The sequence below is a fragment of the Dietzia sp. SL131 genome (assembly GCF_026672565.1).
GTDB classification, from domain to species: domain Bacteria; phylum Actinomycetota; class Actinomycetes; order Mycobacteriales; family Mycobacteriaceae; genus Dietzia; species Dietzia kunjamensis.
In genome coordinates this window covers 2,498,759-2,521,094 of sequence record NZ_JAPPRI010000003.1, presented here as the reverse complement: position 1 = coordinate 2,521,094, position 22,336 = coordinate 2,498,759, and the positions used below count along the sequence as shown (strand labels likewise).

Annotated in this window: 19 protein-coding genes and 1 pseudogene; 18 read left to right on the top strand and 2 right to left on the bottom strand. The window is 72.6% G+C overall.

The annotated features are described in order from the left end of the window. The first annotated feature begins 61 nt into the window (after nucleotides 1-61). The 9 genes and pseudogenes from OVA21_RS12780 (at nucleotide 62) to OVA21_RS12740 (ending at nucleotide 9,208) form a co-directional block, all read left to right on the top strand. Nucleotides 62-349 carry an ArsR/SmtB family transcription factor gene (locus OVA21_RS12780; RefSeq protein ID WP_061228888.1) on the top strand — a complete coding sequence of 96 codons (288 nt, stop codon included), beginning with the start codon at nucleotides 62-64 and terminating at the stop codon, nucleotides 347-349. A gap of 47 nt (nucleotides 350-396) precedes the next feature. Continuing rightward, nucleotides 397-573: pseudogene (locus OVA21_RS19385) on the top strand (XdhC family protein); the annotation flags it as partial. A 245-nt stretch (nucleotides 574-818) separates the two neighbouring features. Continuing rightward, nucleotides 819-1,535: an XdhC family protein gene (locus tag OVA21_RS12770; RefSeq protein WP_442778931.1), complete on the top strand. Its 717-nt coding sequence runs from the start codon at nucleotides 819-821 to the stop codon at nucleotides 1,533-1,535. Between the two features lie 128 nt (nucleotides 1,536-1,663). Beyond that, nucleotides 1,664-3,037: a DUF6986 family protein gene (locus OVA21_RS12765; RefSeq protein ID WP_268092547.1), complete on the top strand. Its 1,374-nt coding sequence runs from the start codon at nucleotides 1,664-1,666 to the stop codon at nucleotides 3,035-3,037. Then, nucleotides 3,034-4,419, top strand: coding sequence for an allantoinase AllB (gene allB / locus OVA21_RS12760; protein ID WP_096906808.1), 1,386 nt, complete (start codon nucleotides 3,034-3,036; stop codon nucleotides 4,417-4,419). Before OVA21_RS12765 ends, allB begins: the two co-directional genes overlap by 4 nt. Continuing rightward, nucleotides 4,416-5,471, top strand: coding sequence for an allantoicase (gene alc / locus OVA21_RS12755; protein WP_096906809.1), 1,056 nt, complete (start codon nucleotides 4,416-4,418; stop codon nucleotides 5,469-5,471). The genes allB and alc overlap by 4 nt, the downstream gene beginning before the upstream one ends. A 154-nt stretch (nucleotides 5,472-5,625) precedes the next feature. Beyond that, nucleotides 5,626-6,690, top strand: a complete 1,065-nt coding sequence (locus OVA21_RS12750) for an isopenicillin N synthase family dioxygenase (protein ID WP_096906810.1) — start codon at nucleotides 5,626-5,628, stop codon at nucleotides 6,688-6,690. Continuing rightward, on the top strand, nucleotides 6,690-7,484 hold the full coding sequence (locus OVA21_RS12745) for an alpha/beta fold hydrolase (RefSeq protein WP_061228881.1): 795 nt from the start codon (nucleotides 6,690-6,692) through the stop codon (nucleotides 7,482-7,484). The genes OVA21_RS12750 and OVA21_RS12745 overlap by 1 nt, the downstream gene beginning before the upstream one ends. A gap of 173 nt (nucleotides 7,485-7,657) precedes the next feature. Further along, nucleotides 7,658-9,208 carry a SidA/IucD/PvdA family monooxygenase gene (locus OVA21_RS12740; protein WP_096907485.1) on the top strand — a complete coding sequence of 517 codons (1,551 nt, stop codon included), beginning with the start codon at nucleotides 7,658-7,660 and terminating at the stop codon, nucleotides 9,206-9,208. Between the two features lie 11 nt (nucleotides 9,209-9,219). Here the strand turns inward: OVA21_RS12740 and OVA21_RS12735 are convergent, their stop codons facing one another. Together OVA21_RS12735 and OVA21_RS12730 are read right to left on the bottom strand one after the other, a co-directional pair. Next, on the bottom strand, nucleotides 9,220-10,854 hold the full coding sequence (locus tag OVA21_RS12735) for an HNH endonuclease signature motif containing protein (protein WP_254050605.1): 1,635 nt from the start codon (nucleotides 10,852-10,854) through the stop codon (nucleotides 9,220-9,222). A gap of 439 nt (nucleotides 10,855-11,293) precedes the next feature. Continuing rightward, on the bottom strand, nucleotides 11,294-11,908 hold the full coding sequence (locus OVA21_RS12730) for a helix-turn-helix domain-containing protein (protein WP_268092546.1): 615 nt from the start codon (nucleotides 11,906-11,908) through the stop codon (nucleotides 11,294-11,296). Between the two features lie 351 nt (nucleotides 11,909-12,259). Between OVA21_RS12730 and OVA21_RS12725 the strand changes: the two genes are divergently transcribed. The 9 genes from OVA21_RS12725 (at nucleotide 12,260) to OVA21_RS12685 (ending at nucleotide 22,334) form a co-directional block, all read left to right on the top strand. Further along, nucleotides 12,260-13,615 carry an amidohydrolase family protein gene (locus OVA21_RS12725; protein WP_216824138.1) on the top strand — a complete coding sequence of 452 codons (1,356 nt, stop codon included), beginning with the start codon at nucleotides 12,260-12,262 and terminating at the stop codon, nucleotides 13,613-13,615. Then, a complete protein-coding gene (locus OVA21_RS12720; RefSeq protein ID WP_096906811.1) occupies nucleotides 13,612-14,388 on the top strand; it encodes an ABC transporter ATP-binding protein in 777 nt (258 codons plus the stop codon). Before OVA21_RS12725 ends, OVA21_RS12720 begins: the two co-directional genes overlap by 4 nt. Nucleotides 14,389-14,557: 169 nt before the next feature. Then, nucleotides 14,558-15,331 carry an ABC transporter permease gene (locus OVA21_RS12715; protein WP_069390405.1) on the top strand — a complete coding sequence of 258 codons (774 nt, stop codon included), beginning with the start codon at nucleotides 14,558-14,560 and terminating at the stop codon, nucleotides 15,329-15,331. A gap of 149 nt (nucleotides 15,332-15,480) precedes the next feature. Continuing rightward, the gene (locus OVA21_RS12710; protein ID WP_069390404.1) at nucleotides 15,481-16,656 is read left to right on the top strand and encodes a nitrate ABC transporter substrate-binding protein; all 1,176 of its coding nucleotides are present in this window, start codon (nucleotides 15,481-15,483) and stop codon (nucleotides 16,654-16,656) included. Between the two features lie 65 nt (nucleotides 16,657-16,721). Beyond that, complete coding sequence (locus OVA21_RS12705; protein ID WP_410494166.1) at nucleotides 16,722-18,074, top strand: FAD-binding oxidoreductase; 1,353 nt, start codon at nucleotides 16,722-16,724, stop codon at nucleotides 18,072-18,074. Continuing rightward, a complete protein-coding gene (locus OVA21_RS12700; RefSeq protein ID WP_268092545.1) occupies nucleotides 18,062-18,901 on the top strand; it encodes a creatininase family protein in 840 nt (279 codons plus the stop codon). Before OVA21_RS12705 ends, OVA21_RS12700 begins: the two co-directional genes overlap by 13 nt. Continuing rightward, a complete protein-coding gene (locus OVA21_RS12695) occupies nucleotides 18,898-19,503 on the top strand; it encodes a pyridoxamine 5'-phosphate oxidase family protein (RefSeq protein ID WP_268092544.1) in 606 nt (201 codons plus the stop codon). Before OVA21_RS12700 ends, OVA21_RS12695 begins: the two co-directional genes overlap by 4 nt. A gap of 24 nt (nucleotides 19,504-19,527) precedes the next feature. Next, nucleotides 19,528-20,925: an amidohydrolase family protein gene (locus tag OVA21_RS12690; protein ID WP_268092543.1), complete on the top strand. Its 1,398-nt coding sequence runs from the start codon at nucleotides 19,528-19,530 to the stop codon at nucleotides 20,923-20,925. Next, the gene (locus OVA21_RS12685) at nucleotides 20,922-22,334 is read left to right on the top strand and encodes an 8-oxoguanine deaminase (protein WP_268092542.1); all 1,413 of its coding nucleotides are present in this window, start codon (nucleotides 20,922-20,924) and stop codon (nucleotides 22,332-22,334) included. Before OVA21_RS12690 ends, OVA21_RS12685 begins: the two co-directional genes overlap by 4 nt. Nucleotides 22,335-22,336: the final 2 nt, after the last annotated feature.

Genomic DNA, 22,336 nt, shown 5'->3' with positions numbered 1-22,336 from the left:
GCCCGAGCGTAGAGGCGGAATGTGTCGCGGCTGTTACGGAGGAACCGATGGACGTGAACCGATGGACGTGAACGACTGGGCCGCGCGCTTCGACCTGCTCGCCGACCCCACCCGCCTCGGTCTCCTGGCGCACATGCACCACGCCGGGCCGGGCGTCGCGACGGTCTCCGACCTGGCCGACGCCGTCGGCATCACCCGCAACGCGGCGTCCCAGGCGCTGCGGATCCTGCGCGACCAGGGCTGGGTCAGCGCGACGCGCGACGACGCCGACGGCCGCATCGTGCGCTACACCCTCGTCGACGACACCGTGCACCGGATCCTGCACCTCATGGGCGCGCGCCACGACTGAATCCCGGCGGTAACACCTCGGCAATGTGACCTCGCCATCCTGAGCGCATGGACATCCCCGTCGCCGAGACCCTGGCCCGCTGGCGCGCCGCCGGCGTCGCGTGTGCGCTGGCCCGGGTCGTCGCGACGGGCGGGTCGGCGCCGCTGGCCCCGGGCACCGCGATGGCGGTCTCCGCGACCGGCGAGGTGGTCGGCGGCGTCTCCGGCGGTTGCGTGGACGCGGCGGTGTACACCCTGTGCGAGCAGGTCATCGCCGACGGCCACCCCGCCCTCGCGCGCTTCGGCCCCGACGGCGACGAACTCCCCGACCACCTCCTCGACGTGGGCCCGACCTGCGGCGGATCGCTCGAGGTGTTCGTCGAACCCCTCGCCCCCGCGCCACCGCCGGGCCCCGCGCACCCCGTTGACCGACTGCTCGCCGCCGCGCGCGAGGGCCACGCCGTGGTCGCGGCCACCGTTCTGGACGGCCCGTGCGCCGGGCAGTGGATGGTGGCGGGGGAGACGGCGGCACAGGGGTCGACGACGACGAGGCCCCGCCCTGGGCCGGCGGGCCGGTGGCCGCGGCGATCGCCGAGGGGCGCGGAACCGGCGTCGTCTTCGCCGCCCCTGCCGCCGACCCTGCCGCCGACAGCGCTGCAGACGGCGCCGCCCTGCCGGCCCGCGTCTTCCTGCACCGGCTCGACCCGCCGCGGTTGCTGGTGTTCGGCGCGACCGCGTTCGCCGAGGCCCTCGTACCGATGGGTGCGCAGCTCGGGTACCGGGTGACGGTGTGCGATGCCCGACCGGTGTTCGCCGCCGCCGAGCGCTTCCCGGCGGCCGCCGAGGTGGTGCGGCGGTGGCCGCACCAGTACCTCGCCGGGACCCGCGTCGACGCCTCCACCGCGATCTGCGTCCTCACCCACGATCCCAGGTTCGACATCCCGCTGCTGGTCGAGGCGCTGCGGACCCGCGCCGGGTACATCGGCGCGATGGGCAGCCGACGCACCCACACCCAGCGGATGACGGACCTGCGCGCGGAGGGGGTCCCCGAGGCGGGGCTGCAGCGCGTGCACTCGCCGATCGGGCTGGACCTGGGCGCGCGAACTGCCGCGGAGACCGCGCTGTCGATCGCAGCCGAGCTCGTCGCCCATCGCCGGGGCGGGACCGGGGCACCGCTGGTGGGGATGGATGCCGCGATCCACCGGTGAGCGCCGTCGGGCGCATCCATTCGCGGCGTAACACGGGGGACACGCGTGGGTGACCATGGCGGAACCGTGCGTCGATAGACAGGTGTAGCGGGCGGGTCGCGCCCACCCCCTCGTTCCCAGGAGTACGCGTGAACCCACTCCCCACACCGGACCCGGTCGTCGGCCCGGACCCGGACGTCGTCCTCGCCGGCGTCGACGCCCGCCTCGCGGCCCACGACGCCGAGCAAGCCGAGCTGTTCCCCGGGCCGCCCACCGGTCGCCAACCCGTCCACACCCTGTACCTGCCCGCGGATCGCGTGCACGCCGGGATTGTCAGCGAAGTGGGCGCGGTCGCTCTCGCCGCGTTCGACGAACACCTGCCGGACCCCGCTGCCCTGCAGAGGGTGTTCAGGGCAGCCCAGGTCAGCGGTGATTCCGGCGGCGACGATCTGGTGGCCCCGGCGGACGCCCCCGCGATCCACGCGTTGGTCCGGGCCAAGCTGGAGGTTGAACCGGTCGAGGACCTGCGCATCGACTTCGAGGACGGCTTCACCCAGCGGGATGTGCCCCCCGGGAGGCGGGACCGCGACGAGGACGGGCACGTGGACCGGGTGCTGGCCGAGGTGATCACCCGCTGGTCAGGGCGGTCGTCGTCGCCGCCGTTCTGGGGTGTGCGGTTCGGGTCCCTCGACCCGGCCACCCGCCGCCGGGGTGTCCTCACGTTCACCCGCGTGGTCGCCGGGCTGGCCGCCGCACCGGATCGCGACGCGCTGTTGGCGGGGTTCCGGCCCACCCTGCCCAAGGTGACGTCCGTCGACCAGGTGCGCGCGATGGTCGGGATCTGCCGCGACCTCGAAGCGGCGTGCAGCCTGCCGGAGCGCGCCTTGCGGTTCGAGATCCAGATCGAGACCCCGCAGTCGATCTGCGCCCCCGACGGTTCGGCACTGGTCGCCCGGCTGATCCACGCCGCCGACGGGCGCTGCATCGGTGTGCACTACGGCACCTACGACTACTCGGCCGCCTGCGGGATCGCCGCCGAGTACCAGGCCATGGACCACCCGGCCGCCGACCACGCCAAAGCCGTCATGCAGGTCGCGGCCGCCGGCACCGGGGTGGCGCTGTCCGACGGCTCCACCAACCGGCTGCCCGTCGGCGACGCGGAGGCGGTGCGCGCGGGGTGGCGTCTGCACGCGCGGCTGATCGACCGGTCACTGCGCCGCGGCTTCTATCAGGGCTGGGACCTGCATCCCGCGCAGCTGGTGTCCCGGTACGTGGCCACCTACGCCTTCTACCGGCGTTCGGTGCCGGCCGCGTGCGCGAGGATCGCCGCCTACCTCGGCACGGGCCCGGACGCCGGATACCTCGACGAACCCGCCACCGCCCGCGCCCTGGCCGACTTCTGCGTCCGCGCACTGGACTGCGGGGCCGTCACCGCGGACGAGATCACCACCCGCGCCGGCGTCGATCGCGCCGACCTGGCCGCGCTGACACGCCCGGGAACCGACCATGAGGAGAGCAGATGACCCACCCCGACCTGGTGATCCGGGCCCACCGGGCGATCGTCGAAGGTGCCGAGCGGGAGGCCCTCGTCGTCGTCGCCGACGGCACCATCACCACCGTCGACGTGGCCCCGGGCGCACTCGACCGGGCACCCACCGGCGCCCACACGGTGACCCTGGCCCGCGACGTGGTCCTGCTGCCCGGCCTGGTCGACACCCACGTGCACGTCAACGAACCCGGACGCACCGACTGGGAGGGCTTCGCCAGCGCCACCCGCGCCGCGGCCCGCGGCGGCGTGACGACCCTGATCGACATGCCCCTCAACTCCAGCCCCGTCACCACCGGCCCCGCCGCGCTCGACGCCAAACTCGGCAGCACGGTGGGCAAACTGCACGTCGACACCGGCTTCTGGGGCGGCGCGGTGCCGGAGAACCTCGGCCGGCTGCGTGAACTGTGGGACCGCGGCGTGTTCGGGTTCAAGTGCTTCCTGCTGCACTCCGGGATCGACGAGTTCCCGCCGCTGGACCCGGCGCAGATGCTCGCGGCCATGGCGGAGATCGCGTCGTTCGACGGCCTGTTGATCGTCCACGCCGAGGACGCCGGGACCATCGACGCGCAGCCCGCGCCGTCCGGGCCGGCATACGCCGGGTTCCTCGACTCGCGGCCCGTGACGGCGGAGGTCCGCGCGGTGGCGCAGGTGATCGACGGCGTCCGGCGCACCGGGTGCCGCGCGCACATCCTGCACCTGTCCGCCGCCGACGCACTGCCGCTGATCCGCGCCGCCAAGGCCGAGGGGTTGCCGATCACCGTGGAGACGTGCCCGCACTACCTGTCGCTCTTCGCCGAGGAGATCCAACCCGGTGCCACCCACTACAAGTGTTGCCCGCCGATCCGGGAGGCCGGCAACCGCGAGGGACTGTGGGAGGGGCTGCGCGACGGGACCATCGATCTGGTGGTCTCCGACCACTCCCCGTGCGTGCCCGAGCTCAAGCGGTTCGACACCGGCGACTTCGGTGAGGCGTGGGGCGGGATCGCCTCCGTCCAACTGGGCCTGCCGATAATGTGGTCCGAGGCCCGGCGCCGGGGGATGGGGCTGCCCGACGTGGTGCGGTGGATGGCCTCCGGGCCCGCCGCGTTCGTCGGCCTTCCCGACCGGGGGGCTATCCGTCCCGGCGCCCGCGCGGACCTGGTGGTCCTGGCCCCCGACGACGCCTTCGTGGTCCTGCCCGAGCGGCTGGAGCACAAGAACCCCGTGACCGCCTACGCCGAACGGGCCCTGGCCGGCGTCGTGCGCGAGGTCTACCTCGCCGGCCACCGCGTGGACCTGGACCGCCCGGCTGCGGGCCACCCGGTGCTCCGCCCCATCCCTTCCCTGGCCTCGTCCAGAATGGAGACCCCCGCATGACCGCGACCCCGTCCACCACGCCTGACTTCCTCACACTGCCGGATCTGGCCTCCCGCACCCTCGCGGGCGCGGTCGTCCACGCCGACGACGAGTTCTTCGCCGAGAAGGAGAATCTGCTCCTGCCCGGCGAGCCGGTCTTCGACCCGACCCTGTTCGGGCACAAGGGCAAGGTCTACGACGGTTGGGAGAGCCGCCGCCGTCGAACGCCGGGCGAGGACGCGGCGATCATCCGGCTCGGGGTGCCGGGCGTGGTCCGCGGCGTCGTGGTGGACACCGCCTTCTTCCGCGGCAACTACCCGCCGCAGGTCGCCCTCGACGGTGCGTGGGTCGAGGGCTACCCGGACGCCGAGCAGCTCGCCGCGGCATCGTGGCGGCCGCTGGTCCCGCCGTCCCCCGCGCAGGGCGACACCCGCAACGCCTACGCGGTGGCCGACGAGACGCCCGTGACCCACGTGCGGCTGCGGATGATCCCCGACGGGGGCATCGCCAGGCTGCGGGTGCACGGCGAACCCGCGCCGGACCCCCGGTTCCTGGCGGGCACAGTCGACCTGGCGGCGGCGGAGAACGGCGGGCGGATCGTCGACTGCTCCGACCTGTTCTACTCGTCACCGGCCAACATCATCGCCCCCGGCCGCTCCCGCCACATGGGCGAGGGTTGGGAGAACGCCCGCCGCCGCGACGACGGCAACGACCACGTCACCATCGCCCTGGCCGGCCCGGGCACGGTCGATCACGTGGAGATCGACACCTCCTATTACGTCGGCAACGCCCCCGGATCGGCGTCCCTGCACGGCATCCGCAGGGCCGAGGACCTCGACCGCCCCGAGACCTGGGTCGAGTTGGTGCCCCGCACCCCGCTGCAGCCCGATTGCCGCCACCGGTTCCTCGTCGGGGCCCCCGCCGGCCCCGGCACTCCCGGCACAGACCCCGACCCCGTCCGGTTCGTCCGCATCGACGTCTTCCCCGACGGCGGCATCGCGCGACTCCGGGTGCACGGGCGGCTCACGGCGGACGCGCTCGAGGCGATGGCCGCCCGGCTCCCGCGGAGCTGACCGTTAATGCGGTGGTCACACGCGGGTGACGGCGACGGAACCCGCCCTCGGTAGACATGGTCGTGCACCGGCCCCCACCCCGCGTGGTGGGCGCCGTGGCCCGGCACTCCGGCCCCCGTCACCTCGGCCGGCCACTCCGCCACAGGAGAAGCTCATGACCACTGATCACCCCGGTTTCCACGTCCCCACGGTGGACCTGTCTCCCTACGTCGTCGGCGGGTCCTCCGACGACCGCGCGCGGGTCGCCCGCGAGATCGACGAGGCCTGCTCGACCGTCGGGTTCATGCAGATCGTCGGCCACGGTGTGGCCCCCGCGGTGATCGACGGTCTGGCGGGCGCGATCGATGACTTCTTCGCCCTGCCCCTCGAGGCCAAGAAGGCCTACCGCGTGGACGGTGCGAACCGCGGGTACAGCCCGCCCAGGAGCGAGTCGCTCAGTCTGAGCCTCGGGGTGGAGTCCGCCGGACGGATGAACGACTTCTTCGAGGCGTTCAACGTCGGGGTCGAGGCACGCTCGTTCGTCGGCCTGGACCTGTCGGAGGACGACTACGGGATCAACGTGTGGCCCGATCTCCCCGGTGGCCGGCGGCCCGGTTTCCGCGAGCGGGTCGATGCCTACTTCGCCGAGGCCTCCCGTGTCGCGCGCACGCTCACCCGCGTCTTCGCCGACGCCCTCGGCCAGCCCGCGGGGTATTTCGAGCAGCTCACCGACCACTCGATCGACGTTCTCCGCATGGTCAACTACGCCCTCGACGAGGGGCCCGTCTCGCTCGACGGCGAACTCAAGGGAATGGGCGAGCACACCGACTTCGGTCTGGTCACGGTCCTGTGGGCCGACCGGGTTGCCGGTCTCCAGGTCCTCGGCACCGACGGAGGCTGGCACGACGTCCAGCCCGTGGAGGACGGCCTGCTGGTCAACCTCGGCGACCTCACCGCGCGGCTGACCAACGACCGGTGGATGTCGACCCTGCACCGCGTGGCGCCACCGATCGTCGACGGCCGCATCGTCCGCCGCCGCTCTGCCGCGTTCTTTCACGACGGCAACGTCGACGCCGTGGTGGCCACCCTGCCCGAGTTCGTGGGCACCGACGGCGACGCCTACGAGCCCGTCACCGTCCGCGAACACATCGCAGCCAAGCTCGCCGGGTCCCGGCACGGCAAGGCCAATACCGCGGCGGTTCGCGAGGCGGCCCGGGTCCTGGCGGCGTCGGCCCGGTAATGGAGGTCGACACCGTGACGGACGTGGTGTTGGTCCACGGCGCGTGGGCCGGCGGCTGGGTGTGGGACACCGTCACCGGTCCGCTCCGTGCGGCCGGCCTCCGCCCCCATGTGGTCGACCTACCGGGCGTTGGCGGCGACGACGACGAGGTGGTCGACCTCGACACCCTGGCCGACCATGTCTCGGCACTCGTGCGGCTTCTCGAACGACCCGCCGTTCTCGTGGGGCACTCCGGCGGCGGGGTCGTGGTGACCCGGGTCGCCGAACTGATTCCGGACCGGGTCGCCGGGGTCGCCTTCGTCGCCGGGATGATGCTGCCTTCGGGGGTGGACTTCGCGCAGCTCTGCGCCGGGATCGGCCTGCCCACGGATGTGGGGATCTCCCGGTGGCTCGAGTCGAGCGCCGATGGTCGCGAGACCTCGGTCCCGCCCGAGGCCGCGGCGGCGGTGTTCTTCCACGATGCCCTGGAGGGGGAGGCGATCGCTGCCGCGCGACGGTTGCGTCCGCAGCGGGAGAGCGCCCGGCTGATCTCCGCCGCCTGGACCCCTGCGCGCTTCGGCGCCCTGCCGCGGTTGTACGTCGAAGCCACCGGGGATCGCACCGTGCCGATCATCGCGCAGCGACGCATGCAGCAGCTCACCCCTGGTGCCCGGGTGGTCACGCTCCACACGGGCCACGTCCCGCAGCTGTCCGCACCAGGCCCACTGTGCGCGGCGCTGGCGAGCTTCACGCGGGACGTCGCCGCCGGCGACGCGGATCGGCCGGCGCGCCACATCGCCCTCACGTCGGCGTAACACGGCGGAAAAGCGCTGATGTCAGACTCGGAGGCGACACCGCGGCGGTGCGGTCGGCCCAGCCGACCCGGCCGCCGGGCGACCGACGCCCCGGCGGCCGAGTCATCAGTCAGGCAGCGGCGCGGTGTCCGCCCGGGCACAGGACCCGGGTCCCGATGCCGCAGGAGACGTCCATGACCTCCGTGATGCCCGACGCGCCCACGCTGCCCACTCCGGGCGACACCAGCCCGGCCACCGCGGGCCGCAGCCCCCGTCGTCTCGCAGACGCCGACGCCAGGCTGGCCGCGCTGACCGCGCGCGTCCGCGAGGACATCGCCACCACGAGCCATGCTCGCGACTGGATCCCGCGCGAACCCGGATGCGCGCAACTCGATGTGCTCGTCATCGGAGGCGGTCAGGCCGGACTCGGCGCCGCCTTCGCCCTCGGACGTCAACGGATCGACCGGGTCCTGGTGGTGGATGACGGGCCCGCCGACCGGGTGGGTTGCTGGGACCGCTACGCACGCATGCACACCCTGCGCAGCCCCAAACACATGCGCGGCATCGAGTTCGACGTCCCGTCGCTGCACGTGCGCCGCTGGTTCGAGGCGGTCTACGGCGAGCAGGCGTGGCAGGAGATCGACCTCGTTCCGCGCCTGGACTGGAACGACTACCTGCGCTGGTATCGCGAGGCAGCGGGGATCGAGGTCCGCCACGAGACGCAGGTGACCGCCGTGCACCGCCCCGCCACGGCGGATGGCCCGTTCGTCGTGGAGGTGGCCGCCGCCGGCGGTGCCACCCAGACCGTGACCGCCCGGCGGATCGTGTTCGCCCTCGGCCTCAGCGGCGGCGGCGGACAGCGGGTGCCGGAGATGGTCCGTGCGCTGCCGCGCGAGCGCTGGTTCCACACCGAGGACCCGATCGACTTCGAGGCCCTGCGCGGCCGGCGGGTCGCCGTCCTGGGCGGCGGAGCCTCCGGGTTCGACAACGCCGCCACCGCGCTCGACCACGGCGCCGCGCGAGCGGAGGTGTTCATGCGGCGGGACACCGTCCCGGACTCCAACCCGCTGCGGTGGATGGAGTTCCCCGGCATGCAGGAACGCTTCTACGACCTCGACGATCGCGCGAAGTGGGACTTCACCCTGTTCAGCGGGGGCTTGCCGCAGCCGCCGACCCAGCACACGGTGTGGCGGTGCTTCGCCCATCCCGACTTCGCACTGCGCACAGGCTGTGCCTGGGACTCGGTCGCGGTGGTCGACGACGGCGCGGGCGGGACCGAGCTCGCCATCGTCACCCCCGCCGGCCGGTTCCACGCCGATGTGGTGATCGCCGCGACCGGGTACGAGGTCGACCTGCGACTGCGCCCGGAGCTCGCGGAGTTCGTCGACGACATCGCCCTGTGGGCCGACGTGCACGACTTCGCCGCCGGCCACCCGGCAGGACGCAACCCCTACCTCGGACCGGGTTTCGAGTTCACCGAACGCCGACCGGGCTCCGCGCCCTGGGTGACCAGGCTGCACCACTTCTCGACCGGCGCGCGCACGTCCATGGGCGTCACCGGAAACCAGCTGTCCGGCATCTACGGAGGTGTTGGTCGCATCGCGGGGGCGGTCACCACCGCGATCACTCGCGAGAACTGGGACCGCCTCGCGGACGACTTCGCGGGCTTCGAGTTTCGCGAGGTCCGGTCGATCGGCCCGCACCGCCCCGACGACGGCTGGTACCCGACGAGACCCCGCTACTGACGGCCCCGCCATCAGAACGGCGGCTCATCATCGAACGCCGAGGACCGCGGCTGGTCCTGCTGGGGCCGGTCATCCTGCGGGGGAGCCGAGCGCGGCGGGCGCCCTGACCGGGGTTCCTGTTGACGATGGTGCGCCTGGGCCCGCAGTCTGCTGCGCTCCGCCGCGCGGCGGTGACGCAGGTGGGGGCGCCTCCTCGACGCCGGTGAGCCGCTGCCGGTCCTGCCGGCTTCGGCCGCGTCCTGCTGCCGTCGGCTGGACTCCGGATGCCGCGGCGGGGCGAGCGCGGCCAGCGGTCCACCGGGGGCCGTCGTGATGCGCGTTCCCGGATCCGCCTCCGGGTGATTGGGGCCGTGGAGCCAGACGTAGGTTCCGTCGATGTCCCGGTAGTAAGCCCAGATTCCCTCGGTCTTGAGTCGGTGGTGGAAGCGGCAGAGGGAGCCGAGATCATCGGACGTGGTGTGCCCGCCGCACTCCGGGTTGTCATGGTCGAACGGGATGATGTGGTCGAGGTCGGTCTTCTCGGCCGGCGTCTGGCACCCGGGGAAGACACAGGTGCCGTCGCGGCCCTTGCAGAAGCGTGCCAACGCCTCGGAGGGCGTGTACCGCCGGGCCGCGTAGCAGTCGGGGTCCGCGAGATCTGCCAGTGAGTCGATCCGGCGACGAGCGCTGCGCTCCAGCTGGTCGGCGGTGTGACCGGTGATCGGCCCGTAGCCGGCCAGCGTGAGGCCACGGTTGTCCGGACTGCCGTCGTCGTAGGCGTAGATGGTCACCCGCCGAGCGGCCGCCTGTCCGTCCGGGTCACCGGGGTGTTCGCCGTCGACGTCGGGCAGGCAGGCCCACCCGCGACTCAGCGCCAGTAGGCCCGCGGCACGCAACTCACCGAGAGAACGCGGGTCGTCCTCGGAGGCGGTGCGCGCGAGGGCCTCGATACGGTCGGCGATCTCCACGGCGGTCTCCGCGGTGAGGTGCGCTGTGATGAGGGCCCTGTCGTCGGCCAGCGGCACCATCTCGACGTCCTGGTCCCGCCGCGCCTCCCTCGCCCTGGCGTCGGCCCCGACCGGGTCGCACGCCGAGACGGTCTTGGTGAGCATCTTTCGTAGCGGGCCGAGTCTCGGCGGGTGTGTGCGGCGCCTGGTGGGAGCCAGTGCCTCACTGATCCGCCTGTCGAGTTCGGGCATGAGCTCATCGGAGACCATCGCGGTCTCCTCGGCGATCGTGTGGGCGGCGAGGATGCCGATCCATCCGGTCGCGAGCAGGGCCGCGGTACGGGGGAGCCGCTCGGTCAACTCGACCGCGGTGGTGACCAGACGCGAGGCGCCGTGCCGGGACAACGCCATCGAGGCGCTGACGATCGAGGCGGCGGTCTCCCACGGGTCCCGGTGGCGGTCGCGCTGCCCCGCGACCCGGACGCAATCGTAGGCGAAGGCGACGGTGCGTCCCTCGGCCGCGTTGATCAGGCGTTGGGCGAGATATCCGCGCTGTTGATGTGGATCCCACCGGGCGTAGGCCTCCGGGACGATCACGTCGACGGCGGGACCGGTCGCTGTGGTGAACCCCTTAGGCGGCACGAACGGGTCGGGGGCATCGGGGACGATCGCCGCATGGGAGGCGGAATCATGGGCGTCGGACTTGGAGGTGCTCGTCATGGTTCGACCGTATGTTCTAGGTCTGACATCGTGGGCAGGGAGACTGGATCGAACACGCGAGCGAGTGTCATCTCATTACGGGGAGATGCCCGGCCTCGTCGTCGTCGCTGATCACCGCGGCGCCCGCTGACCTGGGGTGCCCTGCGCACCCTCCGCAGGGCACCGCAGGTAGAGGGCATGCGTGGTGCGGGCGGTCTCGGGGGGGTCCGGGTCCGGGTCCGGCTTCTGGTTCGGTGAAGGGTGTGGCGCCGTGGGCGGTGCACGGTCTTGGGTGCTCTGACCTGGGGTGCCCTGCTCGGCCCCCGCAGGGCGCCCCAGGTCGGCGCGCGAGGGAGGGCGCCGGGGCGGGGATGTCCCAGGGCAGTGAGGTGGGTGGTCGTGGTGGTCGTACTGGTCAGGCGCAGGTCGGGCGGCCCGGTCGCGGTCAACCCGGTCGCGGTCAACCCGGTCGGGCGACGATGAGGCACGCCTCGCCGCCGTCGGGGACGTACCACCGGTGGGGGAGGGTGCCGTTGTACCTCGCGACGTCGCCCGCCTCGAGTCGGGTGAGCGAATCGCCGACCTCGAGCAGGACGGTGCCCCGGGTGATGTAGAGCCATTCCTGGCCGGGGTGTTCGAAGAACCGGCCCGGGACGTGGTTGGTCTCCACGAACTCGAGGAACTGCGTGCCCCCCGGGCCTCCGGGCAGGAGTCGGGTGTGACCGCCGACCGTGCCCTCCGCACGGGTCAGGGTGGCGCCCTCGGTGGAGCGCTGGACGTCGACCCGGTCGGAATGGGCCGGGTCCCGGCCGGAGTCTCCGGGTCCGCCGGTGTCGGAGGCCCCGCCGGCGGTGACCGCGTCGAGGAGTTGGGCCTGGGTGGTGCCGAGGGCGTGGGCGAGACCCTCGAGCGTGGACATGCTGGGCGCCGCCTTACCGCGCTCGATCTGACTGAGGAAGGGCTGCGAGATCCCGGCCTGGTCGGCCACCTCGACGAGCGTCAGTCCGAGTTGGCGGCGGTGGTGCCGGATGCGCGCGCCGAGACGGTCCAGCGAGTCGCCTCGTGCGGTGGTCATGGGGCCTCCCTTGCGGTCGGGTCGGGGCGGGTCGGGGCGGGTTGGGGCGGGTCGGGGTCTGGCGGGGCGGGATCTGGTGGGACGCGGTCTGCCGGGGTCGGTAGTTCGTGCAGGTAGTCGCGTTGGCGCGGAATCGGCGGACACCGGAACCGCGCCGGAACAGCGGGGTAATGCCGCCGAAACACGGGGCCACCACACTCATCATTATTGATCCGATCAATACCCGGGGTCACTATCCCGCTCCGGGGTCGGATGCACAAGTGCCGCACCCGATCAGAAAGCCCGGGCTGCCGAGAGGGGCCGAGTCGGAGGGTCGGCGGGGAACGCACAAGTCGGCAGAGGAGGGGAACGATGGAACCACGACGAGCGGCACAGCGCGATGCACAGCGCGGAGCCGGGGCCGAGCGAGTCGCGCCGCGGCACGTGGACCGGATCGCGGGGGCCCGGCTGCAGGGCGGCCGGGTGGTCGACGTGGACATCGTCGACGGGGTGGTCGTGGCCGTGACGGATGCGGGGACCACCCCGACGCGCGGTGGTCCTACCGGGGGCGAATCGGTGATCGACGCCCGCGGCTACATGGTGCTCACCGCGCCCGCGGAGCCGCACGCCCACCTCGACAAGGCCCTGAGCTGGGGCGCCACGCGGCCGCCGGGCTGCGACCTGGGGGCGGCGATCGACGCGTGGCGGGCCTACGCCGCGACGGTCGACGAGGACGAGATCCACGCCCGCGCCCTCGCTGCAGCGCGCAAGCTCGTGGCCAACGGGACGACCGCGGTGCGCAGCCACGTGGACCTGCACGACGACCACGACCCGCTGCGCGGCGTCCGCGCTCTCGTCCGCGTCCGCGACGAGCTCGCCGGCGTGATGGACCTGCAGATCTCGGTGATGGTCAACGAGGTCGACCCGTCGGACCGGGCCCGCGCCGCGATCGCGGCCGGTGCCGACCTCATCGGCGGGGCCCCACACATCTCGACCGACCCGGTCGCCGAGACAAACCGACTGGTGGACCTCGCCGAAGAGCTGGGCACCGGCATAGACCTGCACGTGGACGAGTTCCTCGACGGCGACCACGCCATGCTCGAGGTGTTCACCGACCGCGTCGCGACCTGGCCGGCGGGGCAGATCCGCACTGCCGGGCACTGCTGCCGCATCGGCTCGCTCGACGGGGCGGGCCAATCCCGCGCCGCCGGCGCGCTGAGCAGGGCGGACGTCGGGGTGGTGACCCTGCCGATCACCAACCTGTACCTGCAGGGCCGAGCCGGCTGCACCTCGGTCCCGCGCGGCCTGCCCCCGGTGCGGGCCCTGCTCGAGACCGACGTGACCGTCGCCGCCGGCGCCGACAACGTGCGCGACCCGTTCAACCCGGTCGGCCGCTCCGACGCCACCGAGACGGCGATGTTGCTGATCGTGGCCGCCCACCTCGACATGGACACCGCCTGGCAGCTCGTCACGGGCGGCGCCCGCGAAGTCATGGGTCTGCCGCCCGCCGGCCCCTCGCCCGGCCTCCGGGCCGACCTGCTGCTGGTCCGGGCGGGCGGGCTCGACGACGTGATCGCCGACGCGCCACCCGACCGGATCGTGCTGCGGGCGGGCTGCGTGGTGGCGGAGAGGGAGGTCCTCGTCGTCGTCGACCCCGGTGTCGCGCTGCTCGACGACCAAGCCCCCACCACCCACCCACAGACACCCACCTACGAGGAGACCCGATGACCACACCCACCGACATGCGGGCGGCGCAGGCCGCCCGGCCCGGCAGCGAGATCCTCGGATTCGACGGCGTCGGAGTGACCTACCCCAATGGCACCCGCGCGCTCGACGGCGTGGACCTGCGGATCCGCGCCGGAGAGTTCGTCAGCGTCGTGGGCCCGTCCGGCTGCGGCAAGTCCACGCTGCTCAGCCTCGCGTCCGGGCTCGCCACCCACACCGACGGCTACATGCAGACCGGCACCGACCGCATCGGCTACGTCTTCCAGGACGCGACCCTGCTGCCGTGGCGGACGGTCGAGCAGAACGTGGAGATGCTCGCCGAGCTCGACGGCATCGGCCGCACCGAACGCCGTGACCGCGCGGCGGCGGCGATCGAACTGGTGGGCCTGGCCGGGTTCGAGAAGTCGCTGCCGCGGGAGCTGTCGGGCGGCATGAAGATGCGTGTCTCGCTGGCCCGCTCGCTGACCCTCGACCCGGAGTTGTTCCTGTTCGACGAGCCGTTCGGCGCGCTGGACGAGATCACCCGGCAGCGCCTCGGCGACGAGCTGCTGGGGCTGTTCGCGGCCAAGCGGTTCGCCGGGCTGTTCATCACGCACTCGGTCGCGGAGGCGGTGTACCTGTCCACGCGCGTGGTGGTGATGTCCGGTCGGCCGGGGCGGATCACCCATTCGGTGGATGTGCCGTTCGGCCCGGAGCGCGACCCCGAGATCCGATACACGGCGGACTACATGAACCTCGTCGGCGAGGTTTCTCAGGCACTCGAGGAGGCGCACTGATGAGAGGCACACTGATGAACGGAATCACCGCCCGCGCGAACGTGAAGAACGACGACGACGACGAGGTCACCGCCGCCGACGTGGGCCCCGGCCCCGTGGCCGAACCGGCCGGGGAGCCCCCGCCGCCGGCCCCGCCCGCCCCCGGTTCCGCCTCTCGGCCGACGGGCCCGTGGTCCGCTACGGCGGCCCGTTGGCGGTCCTGGCCGCGGTGCTGGGTCTGTGGTACTTCGTCAGCTACGTGGTGCTCGAACCGTCGCGGCGGTTCCTGCTGCCGGCGCCGCACGTGGTGGTCACCGACGGGCTGTTCGGGCCCAGCATCTCGGGCATGCTCGAGGCGCTCGGCCGCACCGCGACCGTCGCGCTGACGGGGTTGGCGATCGCGTTCGTGATCGGCGTCGTGTGGGCGATCGTCATGAGCCAGGAGAAGTGGGCCGAGCGCTCGCTGTTCCCCTACGCGGTGGTGCTGCAGTGCATCCCGATCCTCGCGCTGGTGCCCCTGATCGGCTTCTGGTTCGGCTTCGGGTTCACCGCCCGCGTGTTCGTGTGCGTGCTGATCGCACTGTTCCCGATCGTGTCCAACACGCTGTTCGGTCTCAAGTCCGTTGACCCGGGCCTGCGCCGGCTGTTCACGCTCCACCACGCCGGGCGCCTGACGGTGCTGCGCAAGCTCGAGGCCCCGGCGGCACTGCCCGCCCTGTTCGAGGGCCTGCGCGTGGCGGCCGGCCTGTCGGTGGTCGGTGCGATCGTCGGCGACTTCTTCTTCAAGCAGGGCGACCCGGGCATCGGCATCCTCATCGACACCTTCCGCGCCCGCCTGCAGTCACCGGAACTGTTCGCCTCCATCATCCTGGCCTCCCTGCTCGGCGTGGCCGTGTTCCTGTTCTTCGGCTTGCTGTCCCGTCGGGTCGTGGGGCGCTGGTACAACCCGGACGCCGACCGCTAGTCGTAACCCCCGGCGACCAGCCGTAACGACTCCCGACCGAACCCGCAACACCACTGAAACACGGCAGCGGTTCACTCTCCTTTATTGATCACATCAATACAGCACTCGCTCCCATCTCGTCGTTCCGTCACCCACACCCAGGAGTTCCCATGCGACGCACCACCGCCCCCCGTACCGCCGTCTCCGTGGCCGCGCTCTGCGCCCTCGGCGCCGTCACGCTCACCGCCTGCGGCGGTTCCGAGTCCGCGGAGGCCTCTTCCGGATACAGCGGGGAGATCGGCGCGGTCGACCTCAGCGAGGTCTGCCCCGAGAAGGTCGTGGTCCAGACGGACTGGAACCCCGAGGCCGAGCACGGCCACCTCTACGAACTCCTCGGACCGGAGCCGACCATCGACGCCGGCGCCAAGTCGGTCTCCGGGCCGCTGTTCGCCTCCGGTGAGTACACCGGTGTGGACGTGGAGGTCCGGGCCGGCGGCCCCGCGATCGGCTTTCAGCAGGTCACCGCGCAGATGTACCAGGACACCGACATCATGCTCGGCTACGTGGACGCCGACCAGGCGGTCCAGAACTCGCTGAACAACCCCACCATCGGCGTCTTCGCACCGCTGGACATCAATCCGCAGATGATCATGTGGGACCCCGAGACCTACCCCGACGTCGAGACCGTCAGCGACCTCAAGGACGAGAACACGCGGGTCCTGTACTTCGAGGGCAACGCCTACATGGACTATCTCCTCGGCGAGGGCATCCTCGACCCCGCCCAGGTCGACGGAAGCTACGACGGTTCGCCCTCGAACTTCGTCGCCTCCGGCGGTGCGGTCGCCCAGCAGGGCTTCGCCAGCGCCGAGCCGTTCATCTACGAGAACGAGGTCGCCGAATGGGGCAAGCCGGTGAAGTACCAACTGCTCCACGACCTGGGCTACCCGATCTACAAGTCGATGATGGCCGTGCGCAGCGCCGAGCTCGAGGACAGCGCGGCGTGCCTGGAGAAGCTGGTGCCCGTACTGCAGCAGGCCGAGGTCGAGTACTTCGAGGACCCGGCCCGCACCAACGCCGTGATCGTGGACGCCGTCGAGCAGTTCAACACTGGCTGGGTCTACAGCGCTGAGCTGGCCGACTTCGCCGTCGAGGCCATGCTCGAGCGCGAACTGGTGGGCAACGGACCCAACGCCACGATCGGTGACTTCGACGACGAGCGCCTCGCCGACATGGTGGCCAAGGTCAAGGGCGTCTACGAGGCCGCCGATGTCGCGATCGCCGAGGACGTCTCGCCCGGGACCGTCGCCACCAACCAGTTCATCGACCCGGCCATCGGGATGAACTGATCCGGCTCCGCTGCCCGGTTCACTTTTTCAGTTCCCGCCGCCCCCGCACCCGATCGGAGCCCCTCGTGACCGCGACCTCCACCGCACCCGCCACACCCACCCCGCCCACCGGATCGCCCGGATCCACCGCAGACGTCGCCGGCCTGGTCGACGACCTGCTCGACCTGCTCGGTCCCGATGCCGTGCACACCGACGACCGCGCCCTGGACAAGGCGTCGGTGGACGGGTCCTACCTCAGCCCGATCCTCCGGGCGCAGTGGCCCATCGGCCGGCCCGAGGTGGTGTGCCGGCCGACGGACGTGGAGCAGGTGCCCGCCGTGGTCCGCGCGGCCGTCCGCCGACGGGTGCCCATCACCTCCCGGGGCAAGGGCACCGGCAACTACGGCCAGGTGGTCCCGCTGCACGGCGGGCTGGTCCTGGACCTGACCGCGCTGCGAGGCGTCGACCACGTGGACACGGAGGCGGGCGTGGTCACCGCCGAGGCCGGGGTCCGCATGCTGACCCTCGAGAAGCGGCTGGCCTCCCACCACGGCAGTCAGCTGTGGATGTACCCGTCCACCGTGCAGTCGACCCTCGGCGGGTTCCTCGCCGGCGGGTCGGCGGGCACCGGCACGATCGTGCACGGCCGCAACCACCAGGGGTTCGTCGAGGCGCTCGACGTGGTCTTCGCCCACGAGGACGCCGAGATCGTGCACCTGGAGGGTGCCGACGCCCAGCCGTTCGTCCACACCTACGGGGTCGCCGGGATCATCGTGCGCGCCACGGTGCGGATCGAACCGCTGCAGGACTGGCGGTGCGTGTACGCGAGTTTCGACGACCACCACGACGCGTTCGCGGCGGTGCGTCGGGTCCACCTCGTCGAACCCGCGCCGCGCCTGTGCTCGGCGGACGGCGCCCACGTGGCCTCTTGTCTGCCCGCCGACGAGGCCATCCCCGCCGGCCGGGCGAGCCTGCGGGCGATCGTCGACGCCGCCGCGGTGGACGAGGTCCGGGCGATCATCGACGGTGCAGGAGGAGTGGTCGAGGCGGTCCGGAGCGGCGTCAACGAGACGATCAAAGTCTCGACGCTGTCCTACAACCACCCCACTCACTGGCTGCAGAAGGCCGAACCCGACACCTGGTTCCACATGGAGTGCCAGGGCGACGCCCTGGTGGAACGCCTCGACGAGGTGGAGGCCGTGTACCCCGGCGGGACCCTGCACCTGGAGGCGGGACACGGGCGGATGTTCGGGATGCTCAACGGTCACTACACCTCGCCGGAGGCCGCGTACGCGGGTGTGCCGGTGCTGGAGGAGCTGGGGGTGCGCGTGCACTCGCCGCACCAGTACCGCGTGGACCACGACACCGAGGCAGTCCGAGCGCTCGCGGCCCGCACCGACCCGTATGGCCTGCTCAACCCCGGGCGGTGGGAGGCGTGATCGGGCCGCAGCGGCGGTACGCCGAACTCACGACCGTCGAGGCGGGCCGGGTCGGATCCGGTGACCCCGTCGCCGTCATCCCGGCCGGCGCGATCGAACCCCACGGTCCGCACCTGCCACTGGCCACCGACCTCCTCGTGGCCGAGCACGTGGCTGCCCACGCGGTGGCCGCCGCGGCGGAGGCGGCCGTCGACGCCTGGCTCATGCCGGCGCTGGGGTACACGAAGAGTGATGAGCACGCCAACCTCACCGGGGCGTTGTGGATCTCCGGGGAAACGCTGATGCGCGAGGTGGTCGAGCTCGGCTCGGCGCTGCGGGCCAGCGGGTTCACCCGGGTGCTGTTCGTCAACTGCCACGGCGGCAACTCGGCGCTGCTCGAGGTGGCGCTGCGCGAACTGCGCCGCCGCTTCGGACTGCGCACCTTCCTCTACGCCGGGCGCGCGGTCCCGGGCCCCACCGAACTGGGGATGGGCATCCACGCCGGGTGGGCGGAGACGTCGATGATGCTCCACCTGCACCCCGAGCTCGTCGACATGTCGGCGGCCGAGGCGAGGGTCCCGGCCGGGATCGCGGAGTGTCAGCACATCGGGTTCACCGGCCCCGTGAGGTTCGGCTGGCTGGCCGACGACCTGTCCGACACCGGGGTGATCGGAGACCCCACCGGGGCCGACCCCGAGACCGGGCGGCGGTTGGTGGCCGATCACGTGGACGCCGTGGCCGGGGCGCTGGCCGAGATCGCCGAGTTCGACCCGGCGCGCGGGGTGTCCGCCGCGGCCACCGTGACCGCCCCGGCCGCCCCGGCCGCCGCGGCAGGGGGTGCGCCGTGACCTCCACCGAGATGCCCGTGGTCACCATGCCCGGCCCCGCTGATGACCCGCTGCAGACGATGGTTGCGTGGTTGTCGATCGACCCGGCGGACCCGCCGCTGGGGGTCCTGGCCACGGTCGGCCCGGACGGGACCCCGCACTGTCGGCACCTGCTGGTCTCCGGGGCCACCACCGACGGGCCCACGTTCCACACCGATTCGCGGTCCCAGAAGGCCCTGGACCTGGCCACCGACCCGCGCGCGACGCTGGTCGTGGTGTCCGCCGACCGGACGCGGCAACTCACGGTCACCGGCGTGGCCGAGCCGACCGATCGGGACGAGCACCTGGCGAGCTATTACTCCCGCAGCGAGTACCTCAAGCTCCTGGCCTGGACCAACGACCAAGCGACGGCGGAACTCGCCCCGCCGGGCAGACGCCGGGTGTGGGCCGCGGCGGTGGAGCGGTTCGGCCCGTCGCCGGCGCAGCCGCCCGAGACGTGGCTGGGCATGCGACTGCGGCCCGGGTCCGTGACCTTCTGGGCCGCCGGACGCGACGAGCCCTCCCATCGGCGCCGCTTCGTGACGGACGGGCAGCGGTGGCGGGCCGAGGAACTTCCGGGCTGACACACGAGAGAACGAGAGAACCCCATGATCACCTTCACCGACGCGCTGGTCCTGCCCGTGTCCGCAGACCCGGCCGCCCCCGCCTGGTTCCACGGCTGGGTCCACGTGGACGCCGCCGGCCTCATCGCCGGGCTCGGCCCCGGCGACCCGCCGCCCGGCCTGCCGGGCGAAGTCCACGACCTCGGCGGCGCCATCCTCGCCCCCGGGTTCGTCTCCGCGCACAGCCACCTGTTCACCGCCGGGATGCGCGGCACCGCCCCCGACGACACGCTCTACGGCTGGGTGTCGACGCTGGGCGAGATGATGGTCGGGGCGGAGGCCGAGGACCTGTACTGGTTCACCCTCGCCGGCTGCCTGGACTTCCTGCGCAACGGTGTGACCAGCGCCTACAACTTCACCCAGAGCCGGGTCGTGGCGGTGTTCGACCACGCCTCCTCGACCCTGGTCGCCGAGCGGGTCCACGACATCGACTTCCTCACCCGGCAGATCGACGCCCAGGCCGACTCCGGGCTCCGCTGCGTCACCTCCACCCGCCTCGACGACGAGCAGCTCCCCGAGGCCGAGTGCTTCGACGCGTTCGCCCACGTCACCGAGCACCGACTGCGCACCGTTCCCCGCGAGCTGGACCTGGGCGGGTCGGTGTTCGGGTCGGTGCAGTGGTCCTCGTCGCCGGTCACCGCCGAGCGTGAACGCCACGCCATGGCCACCCACGGCGTGGGCAACCAGGCGCACTTCGTCGAGACCGCCGAGCACCTCGAGGTACAGCGGGCCAAGTTCGACTGGTACGACCGCGCCGGGGTCCTGGGCCCCGACTTCGCGTTCGGCCACTTCGTCCACCCCACCGACCACATGGTCCGCCGGGTCGCGGAGACCGACTCCGCCGTGATCTGGCAGGCCACCTCCAACGGCCGGCTGGGCTCGGGCATCGCCGACATCACCCGGTACCGGGACGCGGGCATCCGCGTGGGGATGGGCCTGGACGACCAGTCCTGCACCGACGTGTCCGACCCGTTCCAGAACATGCGGATCGGCCTGTACACCCAGCGCGCCGTCCACTCCGACGCCGCGGTGCTGGCCGCCCGCGAGGTCCTGCACATGCACACCCTGGGGGCCGCGGAAGCCCTCGGCCTGTCCGACCGGGTGGGCAGCGTGGAGGTGGGAAAGCACGCGGACCTCGTCGTCGTCGACCCCACCAGGCCTGCGACCGGACCGATCTGGGACCCCGTCGCCACGTACGTCCTGGCGTGCTCGCTGCGCAACCTCACCCGCGTCTACGTGGGCGGACGCCTTGTCGCGGAGGGTGCGCGCAGCCTGCACCCGCTCGCCGACGAGGCCGACGCCCAGCTCACCGAGCGCATGATCCGCTCGGCCCGGGCGCGGGGGTTCGCGCCGGCGTTCACGCCGGGCCTGGTGCGGGCATGACCTCCGGAGCCGCGGCGGTGCTCATCGAGAACTGCGCGGTCGCGACCATGGGCGGGGCCGGGGCCGGGGCCGGGGGTGGGGACGGGGACTGCGTCGGCGCCGAGTACACCGCCGGCCACGTGCTGCTCGAAGGCGGCCGGATCACCGCGGTGGGGGAGGGGCCGTGCGATCCGGCGCTCGTTCCGGACGGCGCGGAACGTGTCGACGGCACGGGTTGTCTGGCCACCCCGGGCCTGATCAACACCCATCACCACCTGTACCAGTGGCTCACCCGGGGGCTCGCGGCCGACGCGACGCTCTTCGAGTGGCTCACCGCCTCGTACCCGGTGTGGGCGGGCATCGACGCCGACGACGTCCGCACCGCCGCCCTCGGTGGGCTCGCGCACCTGGCCCTGGGCGGCTGCACCACCACCACGGACCACCACTACGTGGTGCCCGCCGACGCCGGGGACGTGTTCGCCGCCGAGATCGAGGCGGCCGCCGCCGTCGGCCTGCGCTTCCACCCCGGCCGCGGGTCGATGGATCTGGGCCGCAGCTCGGGCGGGCTGCCGCCGGACTCAGTGGTGGAGGGCATCGACGCGATCCTCGCCGGCACCGCCGACGTGATCGATCGGTTCCACGACGCGGGCCCCGACTCGATGTGCCGCATCGCCGTGGCGCCGTGCTCACCGTTCTCCGTGACCGGCGACCTGCTGCGCACCAGCGCCGAGCTCGCCCGCGAGCGGGGCGTGCGCCTGCACACCCATCTGGCCGAGACCGACGACGAAGAGGAATTCTGCCGCGAACGCTTCGGCAGCACGCCGATGGAGTACATGGAGTCGGTGGGCTGGGTGGGCCCGGACGTATGGTTCGCCCACACCGTGCACCTCGACGACCCGGCGATCGCCGCGATGGCCGCCGGCGGGATGGCGGCCGCGCACTGCCCCGTCTCCAACGGCCGCCTGGGCGCCGGCATCGCCCGCGTCCCGGACATGCTCGCCGCGGGGATCCCGGTGGGGCTGGGCGTGGACGGCTCGGCGAGCAACGAGTCGGGCGTGCTGTGGGAAGAGATGCACACCGCGCTCCTGCTCGCCCGCGCCACCCGCGGGCCCCGGGCGATGGACGTGCGGACGGCGCTGCGGATGGCCACCGTGGACGGTGCCCGCGCGCTCGGGCGGGAGGGTGAGATCGGGCGGCTGGCCGTCGGATACCAGGCCGATGTCGCGTTGTGGCGCCTGGACACCCCGGCCCACGCGGGGATCGACGACCCGGTGGCCGCGCTCGTCCTGGGGTCCCGCCCGCCGATGGCCGGGGTGTGGGTGCAGGGCCGCCGGGTGGTGGCAAACGGGCGCGTGCTCACCGTCGACACCGACGCCGTGGCCCGCGACGTGGTGGCCGCCCGCCGGCGGCTGCTGGCCCGGGCGGGGTGAGG